The sequence below is a fragment of the Chelatococcus sp. CO-6 genome, from assembly GCF_001271345.1.
GTDB classification, from domain to species: domain Bacteria; phylum Pseudomonadota; class Alphaproteobacteria; order Rhizobiales; family Beijerinckiaceae; genus Chelatococcus_A; species Chelatococcus_A caeni.
Genome location: NZ_CP012398.1, coordinates 2,749,243 through 2,767,825 on the forward strand (window position 1 = coordinate 2,749,243; position 18,583 = coordinate 2,767,825).

Sequence of the window (18,583 nt, forward strand, 5' to 3'; positions counted from 1 at the left end):
GTCGAATTTGCCGGCGCGAAGTTAATATCGGGCTCTTGCGTCGCACACCGTGCCCGCTGACGGTTTTTTGGGCACGATTATTGAAATGAGCCTCGCAGCAGGCAGTCGAATCCGCCATCGACAATCCTCGTCGCGCGTTATCGACGGGCAAGAAGCCTGATCGTCCAGAAGGCGGTGAGGATGCCCGCGAGGCCGAAGAAGATCGCGCCGACGGTGACGCCGACGAGGATGCCTTCCGGGCCGCCGAAATGGGCGCCGGCGAGGGCGAAGGGCACCGTGCCGGCGGTCGCCTTGGCCCAGTTGAAACCGGTCGACATCAGCGGAAAGCCGAGATTGTTGAACGAGGCGTTGGCCACGAACAACAGGCCGTTGAACAGCCACAGGAAGCCGCTGATGACGCAGAAGAAGGCGACGAGCCGCCCCGTCTCCGTGCCGGCGACGTTGAAGAGCACGGGCACGGCATCGCCGATGAGGGCGAGCGTCAGCCCCATGGCGCCGACATAGACGACGACGAGGGACAGGGCGTCGCGCAGGATGCGGCGCATGCGGTCGAAGCGCCGCGCGCCCCAGTTCTGCCCGAGGATGGGCCCGACGGCGCCGGACAGGGCGAAGACGACGCCGAAGCACAGCGGCACCAGGCGGTCGACGATGGCCACCGCCGCCATGGCCTCGTCGCCGAAGCGCGCCATGACGCTCGCGACGAAGGCGTTCGACACCGGCGTCGCCACATTGGCGAGGATGGCCGGCAGCGCGATGGCGAGCATCGGCCTGATGTCGGCGACGACATGGGCGAGCCGCGGCCGCGCGAGGAGGCCGTGGACGTGGCCCGCCCCGTGGAGCCCCACCGCCAGGAAGACGAGGCGCGACAGCGCCGTGGCGGTCGCAGCGCCCTCGACGCCCCAGCCGAGGCCGAGGATGAGGACGGGGTCGGCCACCGCCGTCACGAGCCCGCCCGACAGCGTCACATACATCGAGCGGCGCGCGTCGCCGACGGCGCGCAGCACGCCCGAGAGTGCCATGCCGAGGCCCATGAAGACATTGGCGGGCAGCGCGATCATGAGGAAGCGGATGGCCGCGTCCTGCGCCTCGCCATCGGCGCCGAGCAGGGTGAGCAGGGGTCCGAGGAAGGGCAGGGCGCCGAGGCCGACAAGACCTGCGACGAAGCCCGTCTGCACCATGGCGGAGGCCGCGAGCCGTCGCGCCCGCTCCCGGTCGCGCGCGCCGAGGGCGCGCGACACGAGGGCGCCGACCGCGATCATGAGGCCGATGTTGATGGAGGTGGCGAAGAAGAGGACGATGGTGGCGAAGCCGACGCCGGCGGTGAGGGCGGGCTCGCCGAGCCAGGAGATGTAGAGGAGCGACAGGAAGTCGACGACGAAGACCGCGACGAGCCCGACCGCCCCGGCGGCCGTCATCACGAGGACGTGGCGCAGCGTCGAGCCTTGCGTGAACTTTCCGGCTTCGCTGCCCGCGGGTGCCGGACCGGGACCAGCGCCCCCGCGCTGTGCGGCGTCGTCCGTCTTCGGATCGTCGATTCTCACGGACGCGCCTCGGCATCGGCGACGAGGTCGCGCGTCTCGGCGCTGAGGCCGGCCGCCTTGCGCTTCGGCGGCGTCAGCGGCTCGGGTTTCACCTTCGCGCCGTGCAGCAGGTCCTGCCCGCCGAGGAGGCCGTCGCTCCGCTGCAGCACGAGCCGGGCGATGTCGCGCCGGCGCACGTCCTCCGTGACGAGCCGGGCCGCCTCCGCGTCGACCCCGAGCTCCTCGAGCGTGGCGCGGCCGAACTGGAGCGCCGATTCGAAGGTCTCGCGGAGCTGGAAGTCGACCTCCCGGTTCATGAGCGCGATGGCATGCGGCCGGTCGATGGCGCGCACGAAGGTGCGGGCGCGCGGGAATTCCGCATGGACGATCTCGGCGATCTTCAAGGCGGCGGCCGCGTCGTCGACGCAGACGCAGACGAGGTTCGCCGAGCCTGCGCCCGCCGCGCGCAGCACGTCGAGGCGCGTGCCGTCGCCGTAATAGACCTTGAAGCCGAAGCGGGCGGCGCTGCGGATGCTGTCGATGTTGCGGTCGATCACCGTCACGTCGGCCCCGTTGGCGAGCAGCACCTGGTTGACCACCTGGCCGAAGCGGCCGAAGCCGATGACGATGACGCTGCCTCCGGCCTCGCCGGCGGGCAGGTCGTCCGGCGCCGGCTCCTCGCCCATCGGCCTCTGGGCGAGCCGGCTCTCGATGAACTTGGCGAGCAACGGCCCGAGCAGCATGGTGAGGGCCGCGAGCGCCGTGATGACCTGCACGCGCTCGCCCGTCAGCAGTCCCACCTCGCCGCCCAGCGGCACGAGGACGAAGGAGAACTCGCCCGCCGGGGCGAGCAGGGCGCCGATGCGCAGCGCATCCGGCCAGGAGGAGCCGAAGCCGCGGGCGAGGGCGGCGGCGATGAGGCTCTTGCCGATGACGAGCGCCGGGGCGAGGACGAGGAGCAGCAGCGCGTTCTGCCGCACGTAGTTGGCGTCGAGCGACATGCCGACGCTCATGAAGAAGAGGCCGAGCAGCAGGCCGCGGAAAGGCTCGATGTCGGCCTCGAGCTGGTGGCGGAAGTTCGATTCGGCGAGCAGCACCCCGGCGAGGAACGCGCCCATGGCCATGGACAGGCCGACCTGTTCCATCAGCATGGCGGCGCCGAGCACGACGAGCAGCGCCGCGGCGGTCATGACCTCGCGGCCGCCGCTCGCGGCGAGCAGCCGGAACAGCGGGTTGAGCAGGTAGCGGCCGACGATCACGACGAGCGCGACGGCGGCAAAGGCCCGCGCCGAGGCGCCGGCGGCTCCCGCCAGCGCCTGCCCGCTGCCGAGCGCCTCGGTGTTGGCGAGCAGCGGCACGAGCGCGAGGATCGGGACGATGGACAGGTCCTGGAACAGCAGGATGGAGAAGGTGCGCTGGCCGTAGCGGGTGGCGAGGTCGTGCCGCTCCTCGAGCACCTGCAGCGCGATGGCCGTCGCCGACAGGGACAGCGCGAGCCCGGTGACGATCATGCCCCGCGCGCTGTGGCCGAGCAGGGCGGCAACCGTCGCGACCAATGCGCAGGTGATGACGATCTGCGCCAGCCCCAGGCCGAAGATGTCGCGCCGCATGGCGAAGAGGTTCGATATCTTCAGTTCGAGGCCGATGATGAACAGCAGCAGCACGACGCCGAGCTCGGCGACGCCGCGCACGTTCTCCGCCTCGCCGACGAGGCCCATCACCGACGGGCCGATGACGATGCCGGCGATGAGATAGCCGAGCACGGCGCCGAGCCCGAGCTTGCGAAAGAGCGGCACGGCGATCACCGCCGCGGCGCAGAAGGTCAGGATCGGCGGCAGGAAACTCGCATGTTCTGCGGCGCTGGCGGCCATGGGAAACTCTTGGCTGGCCCGCGGCCGTGGTGATCCGGCCCGATGCGAGCAGAGGCAACTGTCGACCGGCGTCTGGCCAGGCATCCGCAAGGGACCATCGCCGGAGCGGAACTCATGAACAACTAGAGCGCGCCGAGCGCAAGGGGAATGTCGGCGCGGCACGCGAGCCGAGCGAGGCGAACGGACCCGGTCGAGCACCGCGGAAGCAGCCGAGCGCTCTTCTCCCTCCCCCCACGAAGTGGCGGGGAGGGCAGGGGTGGGGGGCGGTTCCGCCGTCAGTCGGTCATTCGCTTGAGGGCACCGTTGCCGCGGCGGTCCAAAGGACGGTGCCCGGTCGGACGGCCCCCCACCCCTAGCCCCTCCCCGCCGCAAGCGGGGGGAGGGGAACAGCCCGGCGGGGCCGCGGCCGTCTCGTTACAGAGGTGTATCCGATGGACGCCCCCTGCCGCCTCACACCGGCCGACGCAGCCGAGCGCTCTTCTCCCTCCCCCCACGAAGTGGCGGGGAGGGCAGGGGTGGGGGGCGGTTCCGCTGTCAGTCGGTCATTCGCTTGAGGGCACCGTTGCCGCTGTGGCCGAAGGTCGGTTCCCGGTCGCACGGCCCCCCACCCCTGGCCCCTCCCCGCCGCAAGCGGGGGGAGGGGAACAGCCCGGCGGGGCCGCGGCCGTCTCGTTACAGAGGTGTATCCGATGGACGCCCCCTGCCGCCTCACACCGGCCGACGCAGCCGAGCGCTCTTCTCCCTCCCCCCACGAAGTGGCGGGGAGGGCAGGGGTGGGGGGCGGTTCCGCTGTCAGTCGGTCATTCGCTTGAGGGCACCGTTGCCGCTGTGGCCGAAGGTCGGTTCCCGGTCGCACGGCCCCCCACCCCTGGCCCCTCCCCGCCGCAAGCGGGGGGAGGGGAACAGCCCGGCGGGGCCGCGGCCGTCTCGTTGCAGAGGTGTATCTGATGGACGCCCCCCGCTGCCTCGCACTGGCCGACGCAGCCGAGCGCTCTTCTCCCTCCCCCCACGAAGTGGCGGGGAGGGCAGGGGTGGGGGGCGGTTCCGCTGTCAGTCGGTCATTCGCTTAAGGGCGCCGTTGCCGCTGTGGCCGAAGGTCGGTTCCCGGTCGCACGGCCCCCCACCCCTAGCCCCTCCCCGCCGCAAGCGGGGGGAGGGGAACAGCCCGGCGGGGCCGCGGCCGTCTCGTTGCAGAGGTGTATCTGATGGACGCCCCCCGCTGCCTCGCACTGGCCGACGCAGCCGAGCGCTCTTCTCCCTCCCCCCACGAAGTGGCGGGGAGGGCAGGGGTGGGGGGCGGTTCCGCTGTCAGTCGGTCATTCGCTTAAGGGCGCCGTTGCCGCTGTGGCCGAAGGTCGGTTCCCGGTCGCACGGCCCCCCACCCCTAGCCCCTCCCCGCCGCAAGCGGGGGGAGGGGAACAGCCCGGCGGGGCCGCGGCCGTCTCGTTGCAGAGGTGTATCTGATGGACGCCCCCCGCTGCCTCGCACTGGCCGACGCAGCCGAGCGCTCTTCTCCCTCCCCCCACGAAGTGGCGGGGAGGGTCGGGGTGGGGGGCGGTTCCGCCGTCAGGCGTTCATTCGCTTGAGGGCGCCGTTGCCGCTGTGGCCGAAGGTCGGTTCCCCGTGGCGTTACCTCACACCAGCGCGAGGCGGGAGAGCGCGCGCCGCAGGCCCTCGGCGCCGTCGAAGACGTGGCCTTCGAGGCCGGCCTTCACCGCGCCTGCGACATTCCACGGCTTGTCGTCGGTGAAGAAGGCCTCCTCGGGGGCGACGCCGAATTCGGCGCACAGGCGCCGGTAGATCTCGGGATCGGGCTTCTTCGTGCCGAAGCGGGCCGACACGAACACCCGGTCGTCGACGAGGCGGCGCAGCCCCGGGAAGAGCCGGTCGATCTCCTCGCCGGTGAGGAAGCCGTTGTTGGTGAGCACGGCGACGGTCGCCTTCTCCTTCACGCGGGCGAGCAGCGCCAGGCTGTCGGGGAAGGGCACCATACCGAGGCGGCGCGCCTCCACCCATTCGTCGCGCGTGATGGCATAGCCGAGACGCTCGCCGAAACCGGAAAGATAGGTCTCGGCATCCATCGCCCCGGCATCGGCCCGGTCCTCGAAGCCGCTCGCCCAGATATCCGTCAGGATCTCGTTGATGCTTCGGCCCGACAGGCGCGACAGCTCGGCGAGGCGCCGGTCGCGGTCGTAGTGGCACAGCACGTCGTCCATGTCGAAGATGGCGAGGCGGATGGGGGACGGCATGGCTCGGTCGGATCGTCAGGGGCTGCAGCTTCCGCGCGCGTCGTCGCAGCGGCGATGCCGTTCTTGACATGAGTACCCGCCTGCCGCCACATCCCCCGCACGATCGTGACCGGTGTTTCGATGAGCGTTGCCGAAAAGCCACCCCTGAGCGTGCTGATCTGTGCCCCGCGCGGCTTCTGCGCGGGCGTCGTGCGCGCCATCGATGCCGTCGAGAAGGCGCTCGCCCTCTACGGGCCGCCGGTCTACGTGCGCCACGAGATCGTCCACAACAAATATGTGGTGGAGAGCCTGCGCCGGAAGGGGGCCGTCTTCGTCGACGAGCTCGACGAGATCCCGCCGACGAGCGCGCCCGTGATCTTCTCGGCCCACGGCGTGCCCAAGGCGGTGCCCGAGGATGCCGGGCGGCGCAATTTCTTCGCCATCGATGCCACCTGCCCGCTGGTCACCAAGGTGCACCGCGAGGCGGAGGTGCACTTTCGCCGCGGCCGCCACGTGGTGCTCGTCGGCCATGCCGGCCACCCGGAGGTCGTCGGCACCATGGGCCAGTTGCCCGAAGGCGCGATCTCCCTCGTCGAGACGGTGGCGGATGTCGCGGCCTTCACGGCCCCCGATGCCGGCGCGCTCGCCTATGTGACGCAGACGACGCTGTCGGTCGACGACACGCGCGAGATCGTCGAGGCGCTCAAGGCGCGCTTTCCCGCCATCGTCGGCCCGCACAAGGAGGACATCTGCTATGCGACGACCAACCGCCAGGAGGCGGTCAAGCGCGTCGCCCCGCAGGTGGACGCGATGATCGTGGTGGGCTCGCCCAACTCGTCCAACTCGCAGCGCCTGCGCGAGGTGGCCGAGCGCGCCGGCTGCCCGGCCGCGCGCCTCGTGCTGCGCGCCGAGGACATCGACTGGTCGATCTTCGGCGACATCCGCCGCCTCGGCCTCACCGCGGGCGCCTCCGCGCCGGAGGTGCTGGTGGAGGAGATCATCGACGCCTTCGCCGAGCGCTATGCCGTCAGCGTCGAGACCGTCTCGACGGCGGACGAGAGCGTCTTCTTCCCCCTGCCGCGCGAATTGCGCGGGGAAGCGGCGGAGTAGGCGCGTGGCAGTCTATACCGAGGTTGCCGACGAGGAGCTCGCCGCCTTCGTCGCCCGCTACGACATCGGCGCCGTGCTCGCCGTCAAGGGCATCGCCGAGGGGGTCGAGAACTCCAACTTCCTGCTGCACACCGAGCGGGGCTTCTACATCCTCACCCTCTACGAGAAGCGGGTGAGGGAGGAGGACCTGCCCTTCTTCATCGGCCTCATGCGCCACCTCGCCCAGCGCGGCATCAACTGTCCGCAGCCGGTGCTGAACCGGGAGGGGGAGGCGCTCGGCCGCCTCGCCGGGCGGCCCGCGGCCATCGTCACCTTCCTCGACGGCATGTGGGTGAAGCGCCCCACGGCCGGCCATTGCGCGGGCGTCGGCGAAGCGCTGGCGCGCCTGCATCTGGCCGGTGCCGATTTCGCGATGCGGCGCGAGAACGCGCTGTCGCTGCCCGCGTGGCGGCCGCTGTTCATGCAGGCGGACGGGCGGGCCGACACGGTCTCGCCCGGCCTCGCCGCGCGCACGCTTTCGGCCCTCGACGATCTGGAACGCGCCTGGCCGGCGGGCCTGCCGGGCGGCGTCATCCATGCCGATCTCTTCCCGGACAACGTCTTCTTCATCTCCGGCCGGCTGTCCGGTCTCATCGACTTCTACTTCGCCTGCACGGATGCCTTCGCCTACGACCTCGCCATCTGCCTCAACGCCTGGTGCTTCGAGGCGGACGGCTCGTTCAACCTGACGAAGGGTCAGGCGATGCTCACGGCTTATGAGCGCGTGCGTCGGCTCGAGGACGCCGAGGTCGCGGCGCTCCCCATCCTGTGCCGGGGCGCGGCCCTGCGCTTCATGCTGACGCGGCTCGTCGACTGGCTCAACGTGCCGCCCGGGGCGCTGGTGAAGCCGAAGGACCCGCTCGAATACGACCGCAAGCTCTCGTTCCACCGCCGCGTCGCGAGCGCGGCCGAATACGGCCTCGCCCGATGACCAGGGAACGCGTGACGATCTATACGGACGGCGCCTGCTCGGGCAATCCGGGCCCCGGCGGCTGGGGCGCGCTCCTCGTCTACCAGGGCAAGGAGAAGGAACTGTCCGGCGGCGAGCCCGGGACGACCAACAACCGCATGGAGCTGATGGCGGCCATCATGGCGCTCGAAGCCCTGAAGCGCCCCTGCGCGGTCGACCTCTTCACTGATTCGCAATACGTGCGCCACGGCATCACCCAGTGGATGCACGGCTGGAAGGCCCGCGGCTGGAAGACGGCCGACAAGAAGCCGGTGAAGAACGAGGACCTCTGGCGCCGCCTCGACACGGCCCGCCAGCGGCACGACGTCACCTGGCACTGGGTGCGCGGCCACGCCGGCCACCCGGAGAACGAGCGCGTCGACGCTCTCGCGCGCGCCGGCATGGCGCCGTTCAAGGGGCTGGAGCCGGTCCGGCAATAGTGGCCACTTCCATGAAGCCTCCTGCCTCAAGGCTGCAGCATGTCCATGGTGCAGCTAAAGGCTGGGCGCAGCCATAGAGTGCCTTCGGCGAGTCATTGCGCTGGACCCCGGATCGCATTTCGCTTCGCTGCATGCGTCCGGGGAACGAGAGTGTTCCAGAGGCACGGGCGCGCGATTCATCCCACGGCGGTCCCTCGTGCCCCGGACGCACCGCAGCATGCAATGATGCGGTGCCGAGCCGGGGCTATTCACATCGCGCCTTCGGTCGGCGGGAGATCGCATTCCATTTGCGCCCGGAAAACGAGGTTGCCTTCTAAGGCTTGGGCGCTCCAAACGCCCGCCGCCGACTGTCTTTCCGGTTAGGCAAAAATTGCAGCCCCAAAACGACACATTGCGTCATTAACCACGTTCAACCTCGCCTTTACCGATCGTCTGCATGATCCGGTTCGTCAGTAGCGTAACCGGTAAAGACGACATGGGTATTTCGCGTACCGGTGCCGTCGGCGCCGCGCCCCGGATCAAGGTCTCGCGTACCGGGGCGCCCGCGCCGTCGGGTCGGTTGAACAGGGCCACCGTGCCCCTCGATCGGATCATCCTCGACGATTGTCTCGCCGGGCTGCGAAGCCTGCCGGACGAGAGCGTCGACCTCGTCTTCGCCGATCCGCCCTACAACCTCCAGCTCGAGGGGGCGCTGACGCGTCCCGACAACAGCCTCGTCGACGCCGTCGACGACGACTGGGACAAGTTCGCGAGCTTCGCCGAATACGATGCCTTCACGCGCGCCTGGCTCGCCGAGTGCCGGCGCGTGATGAAGCGGAACGCGACGCTCTTCGTCATCGGCTCCTACCACAACATCTTCCGCGTCGGCACGGCGCTGCAGGACATCGGCTACTGGATCCTCAACGACGTCGTGTGGCGCAAGGCCAACCCGATGCCGAACTTCCGCGGCCGGCGCTTCACCAATGCGCACGAGACGCTGATCTGGGCGGCACGCGGGCCCGAGGCGAAGAACTACACCTTCCACTACGAGGCGCTGAAGGCGGGCAACGAAGACACGCAGATGCGCTCGGACTGGTTCATCCCGCTGTGCACCGGCGAGGAGCGCCTGAAGGACGCCGACGGCCGCAAGCTGCACCCGACGCAGAAGCCCGAGGCGCTGCTCGCCCGCGTGCTGCTCGCCGCCACCAATCCCGGCGACGTGGTGCTCGACCCCTTCTTCGGCTCCGGCACGACCGGGGCCGTGGCGAAGAAGCTCGGCCGCCACTTCATCGGCATCGAGCGTGAGCCGGCCTATGCCGCCGCCGCCGAAGCGCGGATCGCCGCGGCGCAGCCCGTCGATGCGGCGGCTTTTGCCGCCGCCCCGGCCAAGCGCACCGAGCCGCGCGTGCCCTTCCTCGCCGCCGTCGAGGCCGGCCTCGTCGCGCCCGGCACCGTGCTGACGGATGTCCGCCGCCGCTGGCGGGCGACGGTGCGCGCCGACGGCACGCTGAGCGTCCCGCCGGCCGTCGGCTCCATCCACAAGATCGGCGCCCTCGTGCAGGGGCTGCCGTCCTGCAACGGCTGGACCTTCTGGCATGCCGAGCAGAACGGCGAACTCGTTGTCATCGATACGTTCCGCAGCGCGCTCAGGGCGGCCATGGCGGAGGCTGCCTGAGGCACCCGGTGCCGGAGCGGCGAGACGCCCGGCACGTCCTGCCCGTTGACATTCCTCCGCCCGCCGCGCACTCCCCGGCCTCATCGTTCGGCTGCCGCCAAGAAGAGGTCCAACAACAGGGTGCCCGGACGCCTGGCAGTGGGGCGGCAGCTGCGGCCGCCATCACAGGGAGGAGAATGGGAATGCTCGCATTTCTCGACGACCTTCTGTGGGGGAAGGTCCTCGTCGTCGGCCTGATTGCCCTCGGCCTCGTCTTCACCGTCGGCTCGCGCTTCGTGCAGTTCCGCTATTTCGGGCGCATGTTCGGCGTGCTCGGCGAGGCGGTGCGCCGGCAGCCCGGGCATCTCAGCTCCTTCCAGGCCCTGATGCTGAGCGTCGCCGGACGCGTCGGCGCCGGCAATATCGCGGGCGTGGCGGTGGCCATCACGCTCGGCGGGCCCGGCGCCATCTTCTGGATGTGGATGGTCGCGCTGATCGGCATGGCGACGAGCTATTTCGAGTGCACGCTCGCCCAGCTCTACAAGCAGCCCGAGCCGGATGGCAGCTATCGCGGCGGGCCGGCCTTCTACATCGCCCGCGGCCTCCGGCAGCGCTGGCTCGCCATGGTCTTCTCGGTGCTGCTGCTCGTCACCTTCGGCTTCGGCTTCAACGCGGTGCAGTCCTACACGGTCGCCACGTCCCTGGCCGATTCGTTCGGCATCGCCCCGCACTGGACCGGGGCGGTGCTGACCGTGGTGCTCGGCACCATCATCTTCGGCGGCGTCAAGCGCATCGCCCAGGTGGCGGACGTGCTGGTGCCGGTGATGGCCGGCGGCTACATCCTGCTCGCGCTTTTCGTGGTCGCGACCCATCTCGGCGACGTGCCCGCCGTCTTCGCGCTCATCGTCAAGAGCGCCTTCGGTCTCGAGCCGGCCATCGGCGGAGGCATGGGGGCGGCCATCCTCCTCGGCGTCAAGCGCGGCCTCTTCTCGAACGAGGCGGGGCTCGGCAGCGCGCCGAACGTGGCCGCCGTCGCCCATGTGCCGCACCCGGCCTCGCAGGGCATCGTGCAGGCGTTCAGCGTCTTCATCGACACCGTCGTCATCTGCAGCTGCACCGCCTTCATCATCCTGCTGTCCCCGGCCTTTGCGCCGGGCGGGGGGCGGCGGGCGTCGCGCTCACCCAGCAGGCGGTCGCGGGTTTCGTCGGCGAATGGGGGCGGATCTACGTCAGCATCGCCCTGATGCTCTTCGTCTTCACCTCGATCATCTACAACTACTATCTCGGCGAGACGAGCATCGACTTCTTCTCCGGCAACGACATCGCCGTCTTCACCGTCTTCCGCGTCATGGTGATGGCGCTCGTCTTCTGGGGCTCGGTGCAGGATCTCAGCACCGTCTTCGCCTTCGCCGACATCACCATGGGCCTGCTCGCCGTCGTCAATCTCGTCGCCGTCGCGCTCCTGTTCCGCACCGGCCTGCGCGTCATGCGCGACTACGACCGGCAGATCGCCGAGGGCATCGACAGCCCCGTCTTCGATTCGAGCCGCTTTCCGGATCTCGACATCGACCGCGGGGTCTGGCCGGCGCGCCGCTGATGAGCCACGCCTTTGCCATCGTGGCGCGCGACGATGGCGTTTCAGCAGACTTCCGGAGGCGACGATGACGGCGGAACGGCAGGGCAAGGCACGCATCATCCCCTTCCTGCGCTATCGGGATGCGCAGAAGGCCATCGGCTGGCTGTGCGAGGCCTTCGGCTTTGCCCGCCACGCGGTCTATGAGGATGAGGTCGGCAAGGTCGCCCATGCCGAACTGTCCTACGACGGCGGCTTCATCATGCTCGGCGAGATGAAGGACGACGCCCTCGGCATGCGCACGCCGGCCGAGTTGGGCGGCGTCAACCAGGGCATCTATGTCGTCGTCGACGATGCCGACGCCCATTATGCCCGCGCCAAGGCGGCCGGCGCCGAGATCGTCCTCGACATCAAGGACCAGCCCTACGGCTCGCGCGAATACACGGCGCGTGACCTCGAGGGGAATCTCTGGAGCTTCGGCACCTACGCGCCGCAGGCGGGGTGACGGAAGACGCGGCGATGCCCTCACGGGCATCGACTTCTTGCGCTGGTTCCCGGCTCTCGCCCGCGCTTCGCGCATGCGGGCCGGGAAACGAAGGCGTGCTTTGAGAGGAACCTCGTTCCCTAGAGGAGCCTCGTTCCCCGGACGCATGGAGCGAAGCGGAATGCGAGCCGGGGTCCAGCGCGCGAAGCCGAGCCGAAGGCTCGCCTTATGTCTATCGCCACGTACTCCGCGCCGATGACGGCGCTCAGCCCCCCAGCGCCTTCTCCAGCACCTTGCGCATGACATTGGGCAGCGCCTCGCCGGCAAGATCGTGCCGGGGCACCCAGCGTCCGCCGGCGGGCGGCGCGGTATCGATGCCGAACGTTGCCGTGAACACGGCGAGCTCCAGCGGGAAATGCGTGAAGACGTGCCGCACGGTGCCCGGCGCGCGGCGCCAGGAGCCCGTCAGCGGCGCATCCTGCAGCGCCTCGCCGATGTCGTAATCGTGCCGCCAGTCGCTCACCGGCACCTCGGCCATGCCGCCGAGCAGGCCCTTCGGCGGCCGCGTGCGCAGGAGGACGTGGCCGTCCGTGCGCAGCGCGACGAAGGCCGCACCACGGCGCAGCCGCCCGGTCGTCTTCGCCTCCTTGCGCGGGAAGGTCTCGGCCGTCCCCTCGGCGCGGGCGCGGCAGGGTAAGGCGAGGGGGCAGAGGACGCAGGCCGGCTTCTTCGGCGTGCAGATGGTGGCGCCGAGGTCCATCAGCGCCTGGGCGAAGTCGCCCGGCCGGCGCTGCGGCACCATCGCGAGCGTCAGTTCCCGGATGAGCGGCTTGGCGCCGGGCAGGGGCTCCGTGACGGCATGGAGGCGGCTCATCACGCGCTCGACATTGCCGTCGACCGCGACCGCGACCTTGTCGAAGGCGATCGCGGCGATCGCCCCGGCCGTATAGGCGCCGATACCCGGCAGGGCGAGCAGCGCCTTCTCCTCTGCGGGAAAGCGTCCGCCGTGCACGGCGACGACCATCTTGGCGCAGGCGTGCAGGTTGCGGGCGCGCGAGTAATAGCCGAGGCCCGCCCAGGCCTGCATCACCGCGTCCTGCGGCGCCTGCGCCAGCGCCTCGACGGTCGGGAAGCGGGCGAGGAAGCGCTCGTAATAGGGCTTCACGGCCGTGACCGTCGTCTGCTGCAGCATGATCTCCGACAGCCAGACGCGGTAAGGATCCGGCGCCTCGCCGGGCAGGGCCCGCCAGGGCAGGGCGCGCCGGTGGCGATCGTACCACGCCAGCAGCCCGGCGGCGCTTTCGGTGCTGTCGGTCTTGGAGGGTGCGTCGAGGACGGATACCATGGCCCCTCTCATAACCGGCCGCCCGCGCGGCGCAAGTATCGGCATCAGATCCCCATGGCGGCTCCCAAGCACCTGTCCGACCTCGTCGAGCGCTGCATCGCGCCTGCGCTCGCCGCGCAGGGCTTCGCCTCCTCGGACATCGTCCTCGCCTGGCCGGAGATCGTCGGCGAGCGCCTTGCCCGCTTCACGGAGCCGATGCGCCTCGAGTGGCCGCGCCGCCACCGCCACATGGCGCCGGACGAGCGCTCCGAGCCGGCGACGCTTGTGGTGCGCGTCGCGTCGAGCTTCGCGCTCGACCTGCAGCATATGGCCCCCGTCGTCGTCGAGCGCGTCAACGCCCATTTCGGCTGGCGCTGCGTCGGCCGCCTCGCCCTCCGCCAGGGACCGATCGCGCGCCCGGCGCCGCGCCGGCCCGCGCCCGCCGTCGACGAGGCGACGCGGGCGAGCGTCGCCCGCGACATCGGCGACGTCGCGGACGAGAAGCTGCGCGAGGCGCTGGAGCGGCTCGGCTGCGCCGTCCTGTCGCAGGGGCGGGACACAAAGGCGTGAAAGCCGGCCGGCCACGTATCTCTTGCCACATTCGCCGCCGTCCTTATGGTGTCGCGACCTTTCGGCCGGGCACCTTCGCCGGCGCGTTCATTCGGGAGACTGACGAGATGACGACCAGGCGTCGTGTGATCGTGAACCTGGCGGCTGGCGCCGTCGTCACCGCCCTCGGCGGGCTCGTCGCCCTGCCGGCGCTCGCCCAGTCCTTCAGCCCGAGCGACCTCGACGTCGCGGGCCCGCTCGGCGATGTCACGCTCGGCAAGGCGGACGCGCCGGTCACCATCATCGAATACGCCTCGGTGACCTGCTCGCACTGCGCCACCTTCCATGCCAACACCTTCCCGGCGCTGAAGGAGAAGTACATCGACACGGGCAAGGTGCGCTTCATCCTGCGCGAGTTCCCGCTCGATCCGCTGGCCACCGCCGGCTTCATGCTGGCCCGCTGCGCCGGCAACGACAAATACTACCCCGTCACCGACATGCTGTTCGACAAGCAGCAGGTGTGGGCCTTCTCCGACAAGCCGCTCGACGCGCTGCTGCAGCTCATGAAGCAGGCGGGTTTCACACAGGAAAGTTTCGAGGCCTGCTTGAAGGACCAGAAGGTCTATGATGCCGTGAACGCGGTGAAGAACCGCGGGGTCGAGACCTTTGGCGTCAACGCCACGCCGACCTTCTTCATCAATGGCCAGAAGCAGTCGGGGGCGCTGACTGTTGAGGAACTCGACAAGATCCTCACGCCTCTCGTTGGCGGCTGATCGGGCCGCGCCGGTTGAAGGCCGGCGCGCTGCCGGCGTACACGCTTCCGCAGGATCTCCCGCATGAAGCTCACGCGTCTCAAGATCGTGGGCTTCAAGTCCTTCGTCGAGCCGGCCGATTTCCATATCGAGCCGGGGCTGACGGGCGTCGTCGGGCCGAACGGCTGCGGCAAGTCGAACCTCGTCGAGGCCCTGCGCTGGGTGATGGGCGAGAGCTCGCACAAGTCCATGCGCGCCTCCGGCATGGACGACGTCATCTTCGCCGGCTCCGGCAACCGCCCGGCGCGCAACAGCGCCGAGGTCATGCTCACCATCGACAACGGCGAGCGCATCGCGCCGGCCGCCTTCAACGACGCGGACACGCTCGAGGTGTCGCGCAAGATCGTGCGCGAGTCGGGCTCCACCTATCGCATCAACGGCCGCGAGGTGCGCGCCCGCGACGTGCAGCTGCTCTTTGCGGATGCCGCGACCGGCGCGCGCTCGCCGGCCATGGTGCGCCAGGGCCAGATCGGCGAGCTGATCGCGGCCAAGCCCCAGGCGCGCCGGCGCATCCTGGAGGATGCGGCCGGCATCGCCGGCCTGCACACCCGCCGCCACGAGGCCGAGCTGCGCCTGCGCGCCGCGGAAGACAACCTGCAGCGGCTCGAGGACGTGCTCGGCGAGATCGGCGGGCAGATCGACGGCCTGCGCCGCCAGGGCCGGCAGGCGCAGCGCTATCGCGCGCTCTCGGCCGACATCCGCAAGCTCGAGGCGATGCTGGCGCTGATCGCCTATCGCGAGGCGCGCGACCAGGCCGCCGCCGCCGAGCGGGAGCTGGAGGGCCAGGTGCGCGATGTCGCCGAGGCGACCCGCGTGCAGGCCGAGACGGCGCGGCTACAGGCCATCGCCGCGCACGAGATGCCGAAGCTGCGCGAGGCCGCCGCCGCGGCGGGCGCCGCGCTGCAGCGCCTCGTCAATGCCCGCACCGAACTCGACAACGAGGAGCGCCGGGCGAAGGACCGCGCCGCCGAGCTGGTGCGCCGCAAGGCCGAGCTCGACCGTGACCTTGCCCGCGAGACGGCGCTCGCCGCCGATGCCGCCGCCTCTGCCGAGCGCCTCGGCGAGGAGGATGCGGCCCTCGCCGCGGAGGGCGAGGACGGAGCCGTTCTCGTCGAGGAAGCGCAGGCCGCCCTCGTCGACCTCGACAGCGATCTCGTCGAGGCCGAGGCGACGCTCGCCGCGCTGCAGCAGCAGGTGTCGGACCTCAATGCCCATCGCGCCGGCCTCGAACGTGCCGAGCGCGAGGAAGCCGCCCGGGCCGAGCGCCTGGCCGGCGAGCGCCGGCGCATCGAGGCCGAGCGCACTACGCTCGACGCCGAGGGCACCGACCCGGAGGCGATCGCCCGCCTTGCCGAGGAACTCGCCATCGCCGAGGAGCGGCTGGAGGAGACGGAGATCGCCGCCGCCGAGGCGCGCGAGGCTCTTGCCGCCGCCCGCGAGGCCGAGGCGCGCCTGCGCGGTCCCGCGAGCGAGGCAGGCCGCCAGGCCGACCGGCTGGAGGCGGAGGCGGCGACGCTCGCCAAGCTCTTCGCCGCGCCCGCCGAAGGCACCTTTGCCCCGGTCGTCGACGCGCTTGCCGTCGACAAGGGCTTCGAGGCGGCGCTCGGCGCGGCGCTCGGCGATGATCTCGACCTGTCGACGGATCCGGCCGCGCCGGCCCGCTGGACGACCCCCGCCGCGGCCCCGGACGATCCGGTCCTGCCGGCGGAGGCGCGGCCTCTTGCCGCGCATGTGCGTGGCGTGCCCGAGCTTGCGCGCCGTCTGTCCCAGGTCGGCCTCGTCGCGGAAGCGGACGGCGAGCGCCTCAGCCGGGAGCTGAAGCCGGGCCAGACGCTGGTCTCGTCCGATGGCGCCGTATGGCGCTGGGACGGCCTCGTCGCCGAGGCCGGCGCGCCGACGGCGGCGACGCGTCGCCTCGCCGAGCGCAACCGGCTCAACGATCTTGTCGCCGCCGCGGCTGCGGCGCGCGAGGAGGCTGAAGCGCACCGCGCCGGGCTCGACCGCGCCCAGGCGGCGATTCGCGAGGCGGCCCAGCGCGAGGGCGATGCGCTCGAAGCGGCGCGCGCCGCGCGGCGCGCCCTCGACGGCGCGCGCGAGCAGCTCGCCGCCGCCGAGCGCCGGGCGGCACAGGTCGCGACCCGCCGCTCCGCCCTCGACGAGGCGCTGAGCCGCATCGTCGCCGACGAGGAGGAGGCGCGCCGCCGGATCGCGGAGGCGCGGGAGGCCTTGGCGCGCAGCGGCGATGTCGCTGCGGTCGAGAAGGACGTGCTGGAGGCGCGCACCCGGGTCGCCGAGCGGCGCAGCGCCGCCGCCGAGGCCCGCGCCGCCGCCCAGACCCTGCAGCGCGAGGCCGAGCTGCGTGCCCGCCGGCGCGAGGCTATCGCCGCCGAGGTCCGGGCCTGGAAGGAGCGGCGCACGCGCGCGCTGTCCGCCATCGGCGAGATCGAGCACCGGATCGAGGAGACGGTGATCGAGCAGGCGACGCTGGAAGAGGCGCCGGAGGATTTCGAGCAGCGCCGTCGCGCGCTCGTCGCCGAGATCGAGGCGGCGGAGGAGCGCCGGCGCGAGGCGGGCGATCAACTGGCCGAGGGCGAGACGAAGCTCGCCGAGGCCGACAAGGCGGCCCGGGCGGCGCTGGAGCAGCTGTCGGCGGTGCGCGAGGCGCGGGCCGGCACGGAAGCGCGGCTCGAGGCGGCGCGGGCGCGCCTTGCCGATGTCGTGCGTCACATTGGCGACACCCTCGATTCGAGCCCCGCCGCGCTGCACGAGCTCGCCGGCGTCGCCGCCGATGCCGCCCTGCCGGCGGCCGGCGATGTCGAGGGGCGCGTCGCCCAGCTCAAGGCCGACCGCGAGCGGCTCGGCGCCGTCAACCTGCGGGCCGACATCGAGCTCGAGGAGGCGGAAGGCAAGCGCGAGGCGCTGGTCAAGGAGCGCGACGACCTCACGGAGGCGATCCGCCGCCTGCGCCAGGCCATCGCCAGCCTCAACAAGGAGGGGCGGGAGCGCCTGCTCGCCGCCTTCGACGTGGTCAACGGCCATTTCCAGCGCCTGTTCACCACGCTCTTCGGCGGCGGCTCGGCCGAATTGTCGCTCGTTGATTCCGACGATCCGCTGGAGGCGGGGCTCGAGATCTTCGCCCGTCCCCCGGGCAAGAAGCCGCAGGTGATGACGCTGCTCTCCGGCGGCGAGCAGGCCCTCACCGCGACCGCGCTCATCTTTGCCGTCTTCCTCACCAATCCCTCGCCCATCTGCGTGCTCGACGAGGTCGACGCCCCGCTCGACGACGCCAATGTCGAGCGCTACTGCGATCTCCTGCAGGACATGGTGCGCCAGACGCAGACGCGCTTCCTCGTCATCACCCACAATCCCATCACCATGGCGCGCATGAACCGGCTCTTCGGCGTGACCATGGCCGAGCGCGGCGTCTCGCAGCTCGTGTCGGTCGATCTTGCGGCCGCCGAGCAAATTCTGGAGGCGGTTTGACGCGGCAATTGGCGAGCCAATTGTTCATGAGTGGCGTCACATTGCCGTCGGAATCGGAATTCTCCTTAAATATCAACTAATTGATTGTTTCTGCCGCATTCTTGACAGGGGTGGGGCACGACAATATGGTGCGCCCGGCTTCAAGGCCGGATTTTCGGTGCACTTTCAACCGCACGGGAGGATCGCATGGCGAAACCCGACGAGCGGAAGGACGGTGCCGGAAAGCCGGCCGACGGTGGACCGGCCGATCTTTCGGCAAGGCTCAGGCATCTCGACGAAGGGCTCCGGCGGGTCTCCGCCAATCAGCCGAAGGATGCGGAGCCCGCGTCGGGGTCGATGTCGAACCAGAGCGCGCTCGGGCAGGCCTTCCGGCTGTCCGCGGAGTTCGTGTCGGGCGTCTTGGCCGGCGGACTGCTCGGTTGGATCATCGATCGGCTGGCCGGTACGGCACCGTGGGGCCTCGTTGTCTGCCTCCTGCTCGGCTTCTGCGCCGGCATGCTCAATCTGGCGCGCGCCTCCGGCGCGTTCCCCGGATGGGGCGGGAAGAGCGGACAGAAGTGACGTTTCC

The 18,583-nt window shown here is 70.7% G+C and carries 15 protein-coding genes; 11 read left to right on the forward strand and 4 right to left on the reverse strand.

The window, feature by feature from the left end; translation table 11 throughout:
• Positions 1–137 precede the first annotated feature (137 nt).
• The 3 genes from AL346_RS12935 to AL346_RS12945 all read right to left on the reverse strand — a co-directional run bounded on the left by AL346_RS12935 (position 138) and on the right by AL346_RS12945 (position 5,640).
• The gene (locus tag AL346_RS12935; RefSeq protein WP_019401647.1) at positions 138–1,541 is read right to left on the reverse strand and encodes an MATE family efflux transporter; all 1,404 of its coding nucleotides are present in this window, start codon (positions 1,539–1,541) and stop codon (positions 138–140) included.
• On the reverse strand, positions 1,538–3,391 hold the full coding sequence (locus AL346_RS12940; RefSeq protein ID WP_053193747.1) for a monovalent cation:proton antiporter-2 (CPA2) family protein: 1,854 nt from the start codon (positions 3,389–3,391) through the stop codon (positions 1,538–1,540). The genes AL346_RS12935 and AL346_RS12940 overlap by 4 nt, the downstream gene beginning before the upstream one ends.
• A gap of 1,634 nt (positions 3,392–5,025) precedes the next feature.
• A complete protein-coding gene (locus AL346_RS12945; RefSeq protein ID WP_019400892.1) occupies positions 5,026–5,640 on the reverse strand; it encodes an HAD family phosphatase in 615 nt (204 codons plus the stop codon).
• Between the two features lie 120 nt (positions 5,641–5,760).
• Here AL346_RS12945 and ispH point away from each other — a divergent pair, with 120 nt between their 5' ends.
• The 7 genes from ispH to AL346_RS12975 all read left to right on the forward strand — a co-directional run bounded on the left by ispH (position 5,761) and on the right by AL346_RS12975 (position 11,868).
• Positions 5,761–6,729: a 4-hydroxy-3-methylbut-2-enyl diphosphate reductase gene (gene ispH, locus AL346_RS12950; RefSeq protein ID WP_019400893.1), complete on the forward strand. Its 969-nt coding sequence runs from the start codon at positions 5,761–5,763 to the stop codon at positions 6,727–6,729.
• Between the two features lie 4 nt (positions 6,730–6,733).
• Entirely contained in the window at positions 6,734–7,699 is a 966-nt protein-coding gene (locus tag AL346_RS12955) for a homoserine kinase (RefSeq protein ID WP_019400894.1), read from the forward strand.
• Entirely contained in the window at positions 7,696–8,157 is a 462-nt protein-coding gene (gene rnhA / locus AL346_RS12960; RefSeq protein ID WP_019400895.1) for a ribonuclease HI, read from the forward strand. The genes AL346_RS12955 and rnhA overlap by 4 nt, the downstream gene beginning before the upstream one ends.
• Before the next feature lie 475 nt (positions 8,158–8,632).
• Complete coding sequence (locus AL346_RS12965) at positions 8,633–9,811, forward strand: site-specific DNA-methyltransferase (protein WP_026014905.1); 1,179 nt, start codon at positions 8,633–8,635, stop codon at positions 9,809–9,811.
• Between the two features lie 182 nt (positions 9,812–9,993).
• Positions 9,994–11,034: an alanine/glycine:cation symporter family protein gene (locus tag AL346_RS12970; protein WP_371259729.1), complete on the forward strand. Its 1,041-nt coding sequence runs from the start codon at positions 9,994–9,996 to the stop codon at positions 11,032–11,034.
• The gene (locus AL346_RS25955; RefSeq protein WP_371259739.1) at positions 11,013–11,387 is read left to right on the forward strand and encodes an alanine:cation symporter family protein; all 375 of its coding nucleotides are present in this window, start codon (positions 11,013–11,015) and stop codon (positions 11,385–11,387) included. Before AL346_RS12970 ends, AL346_RS25955 begins: the two co-directional genes overlap by 22 nt.
• A gap of 64 nt (positions 11,388–11,451) precedes the next feature.
• A complete protein-coding gene (locus AL346_RS12975) occupies positions 11,452–11,868 on the forward strand; it encodes a VOC family protein (RefSeq protein ID WP_019400898.1) in 417 nt (138 codons plus the stop codon).
• Positions 11,869–12,112: 244 nt separating this feature from the next.
• Here the strand turns inward: AL346_RS12975 and mutY are convergent, their stop codons facing one another.
• Positions 12,113–13,192, reverse strand: coding sequence for an A/G-specific adenine glycosylase (gene mutY / locus AL346_RS12980; protein WP_019400899.1), 1,080 nt, complete (start codon positions 13,190–13,192; stop codon positions 12,113–12,115).
• 54 nt (positions 13,193–13,246) lie between these two features.
• Here mutY and AL346_RS12985 point away from each other — a divergent pair, with 54 nt between their 5' ends.
• From AL346_RS12985 to AL346_RS13000, 4 genes are all read left to right on the forward strand, one after another.
• Complete coding sequence (locus AL346_RS12985; protein WP_053193750.1) at positions 13,247–13,741, forward strand: DUF721 domain-containing protein; 495 nt, start codon at positions 13,247–13,249, stop codon at positions 13,739–13,741.
• 107 nt (positions 13,742–13,848) lie between these two features.
• Entirely contained in the window at positions 13,849–14,493 is a 645-nt protein-coding gene (locus AL346_RS12990; RefSeq protein WP_026014932.1) for a DsbA family protein, read from the forward strand.
• 63 nt (positions 14,494–14,556) lie between these two features.
• A complete protein-coding gene (locus AL346_RS12995; protein ID WP_053193753.1) occupies positions 14,557–18,015 on the forward strand; it encodes a chromosome segregation SMC family protein in 3,459 nt (1,152 codons plus the stop codon).
• Between the two features lie 186 nt (positions 18,016–18,201).
• Entirely contained in the window at positions 18,202–18,576 is a 375-nt protein-coding gene (locus tag AL346_RS13000; RefSeq protein ID WP_019403692.1) for an AtpZ/AtpI family protein, read from the forward strand.
• Positions 18,577–18,583: the final 7 nt, after the last annotated feature.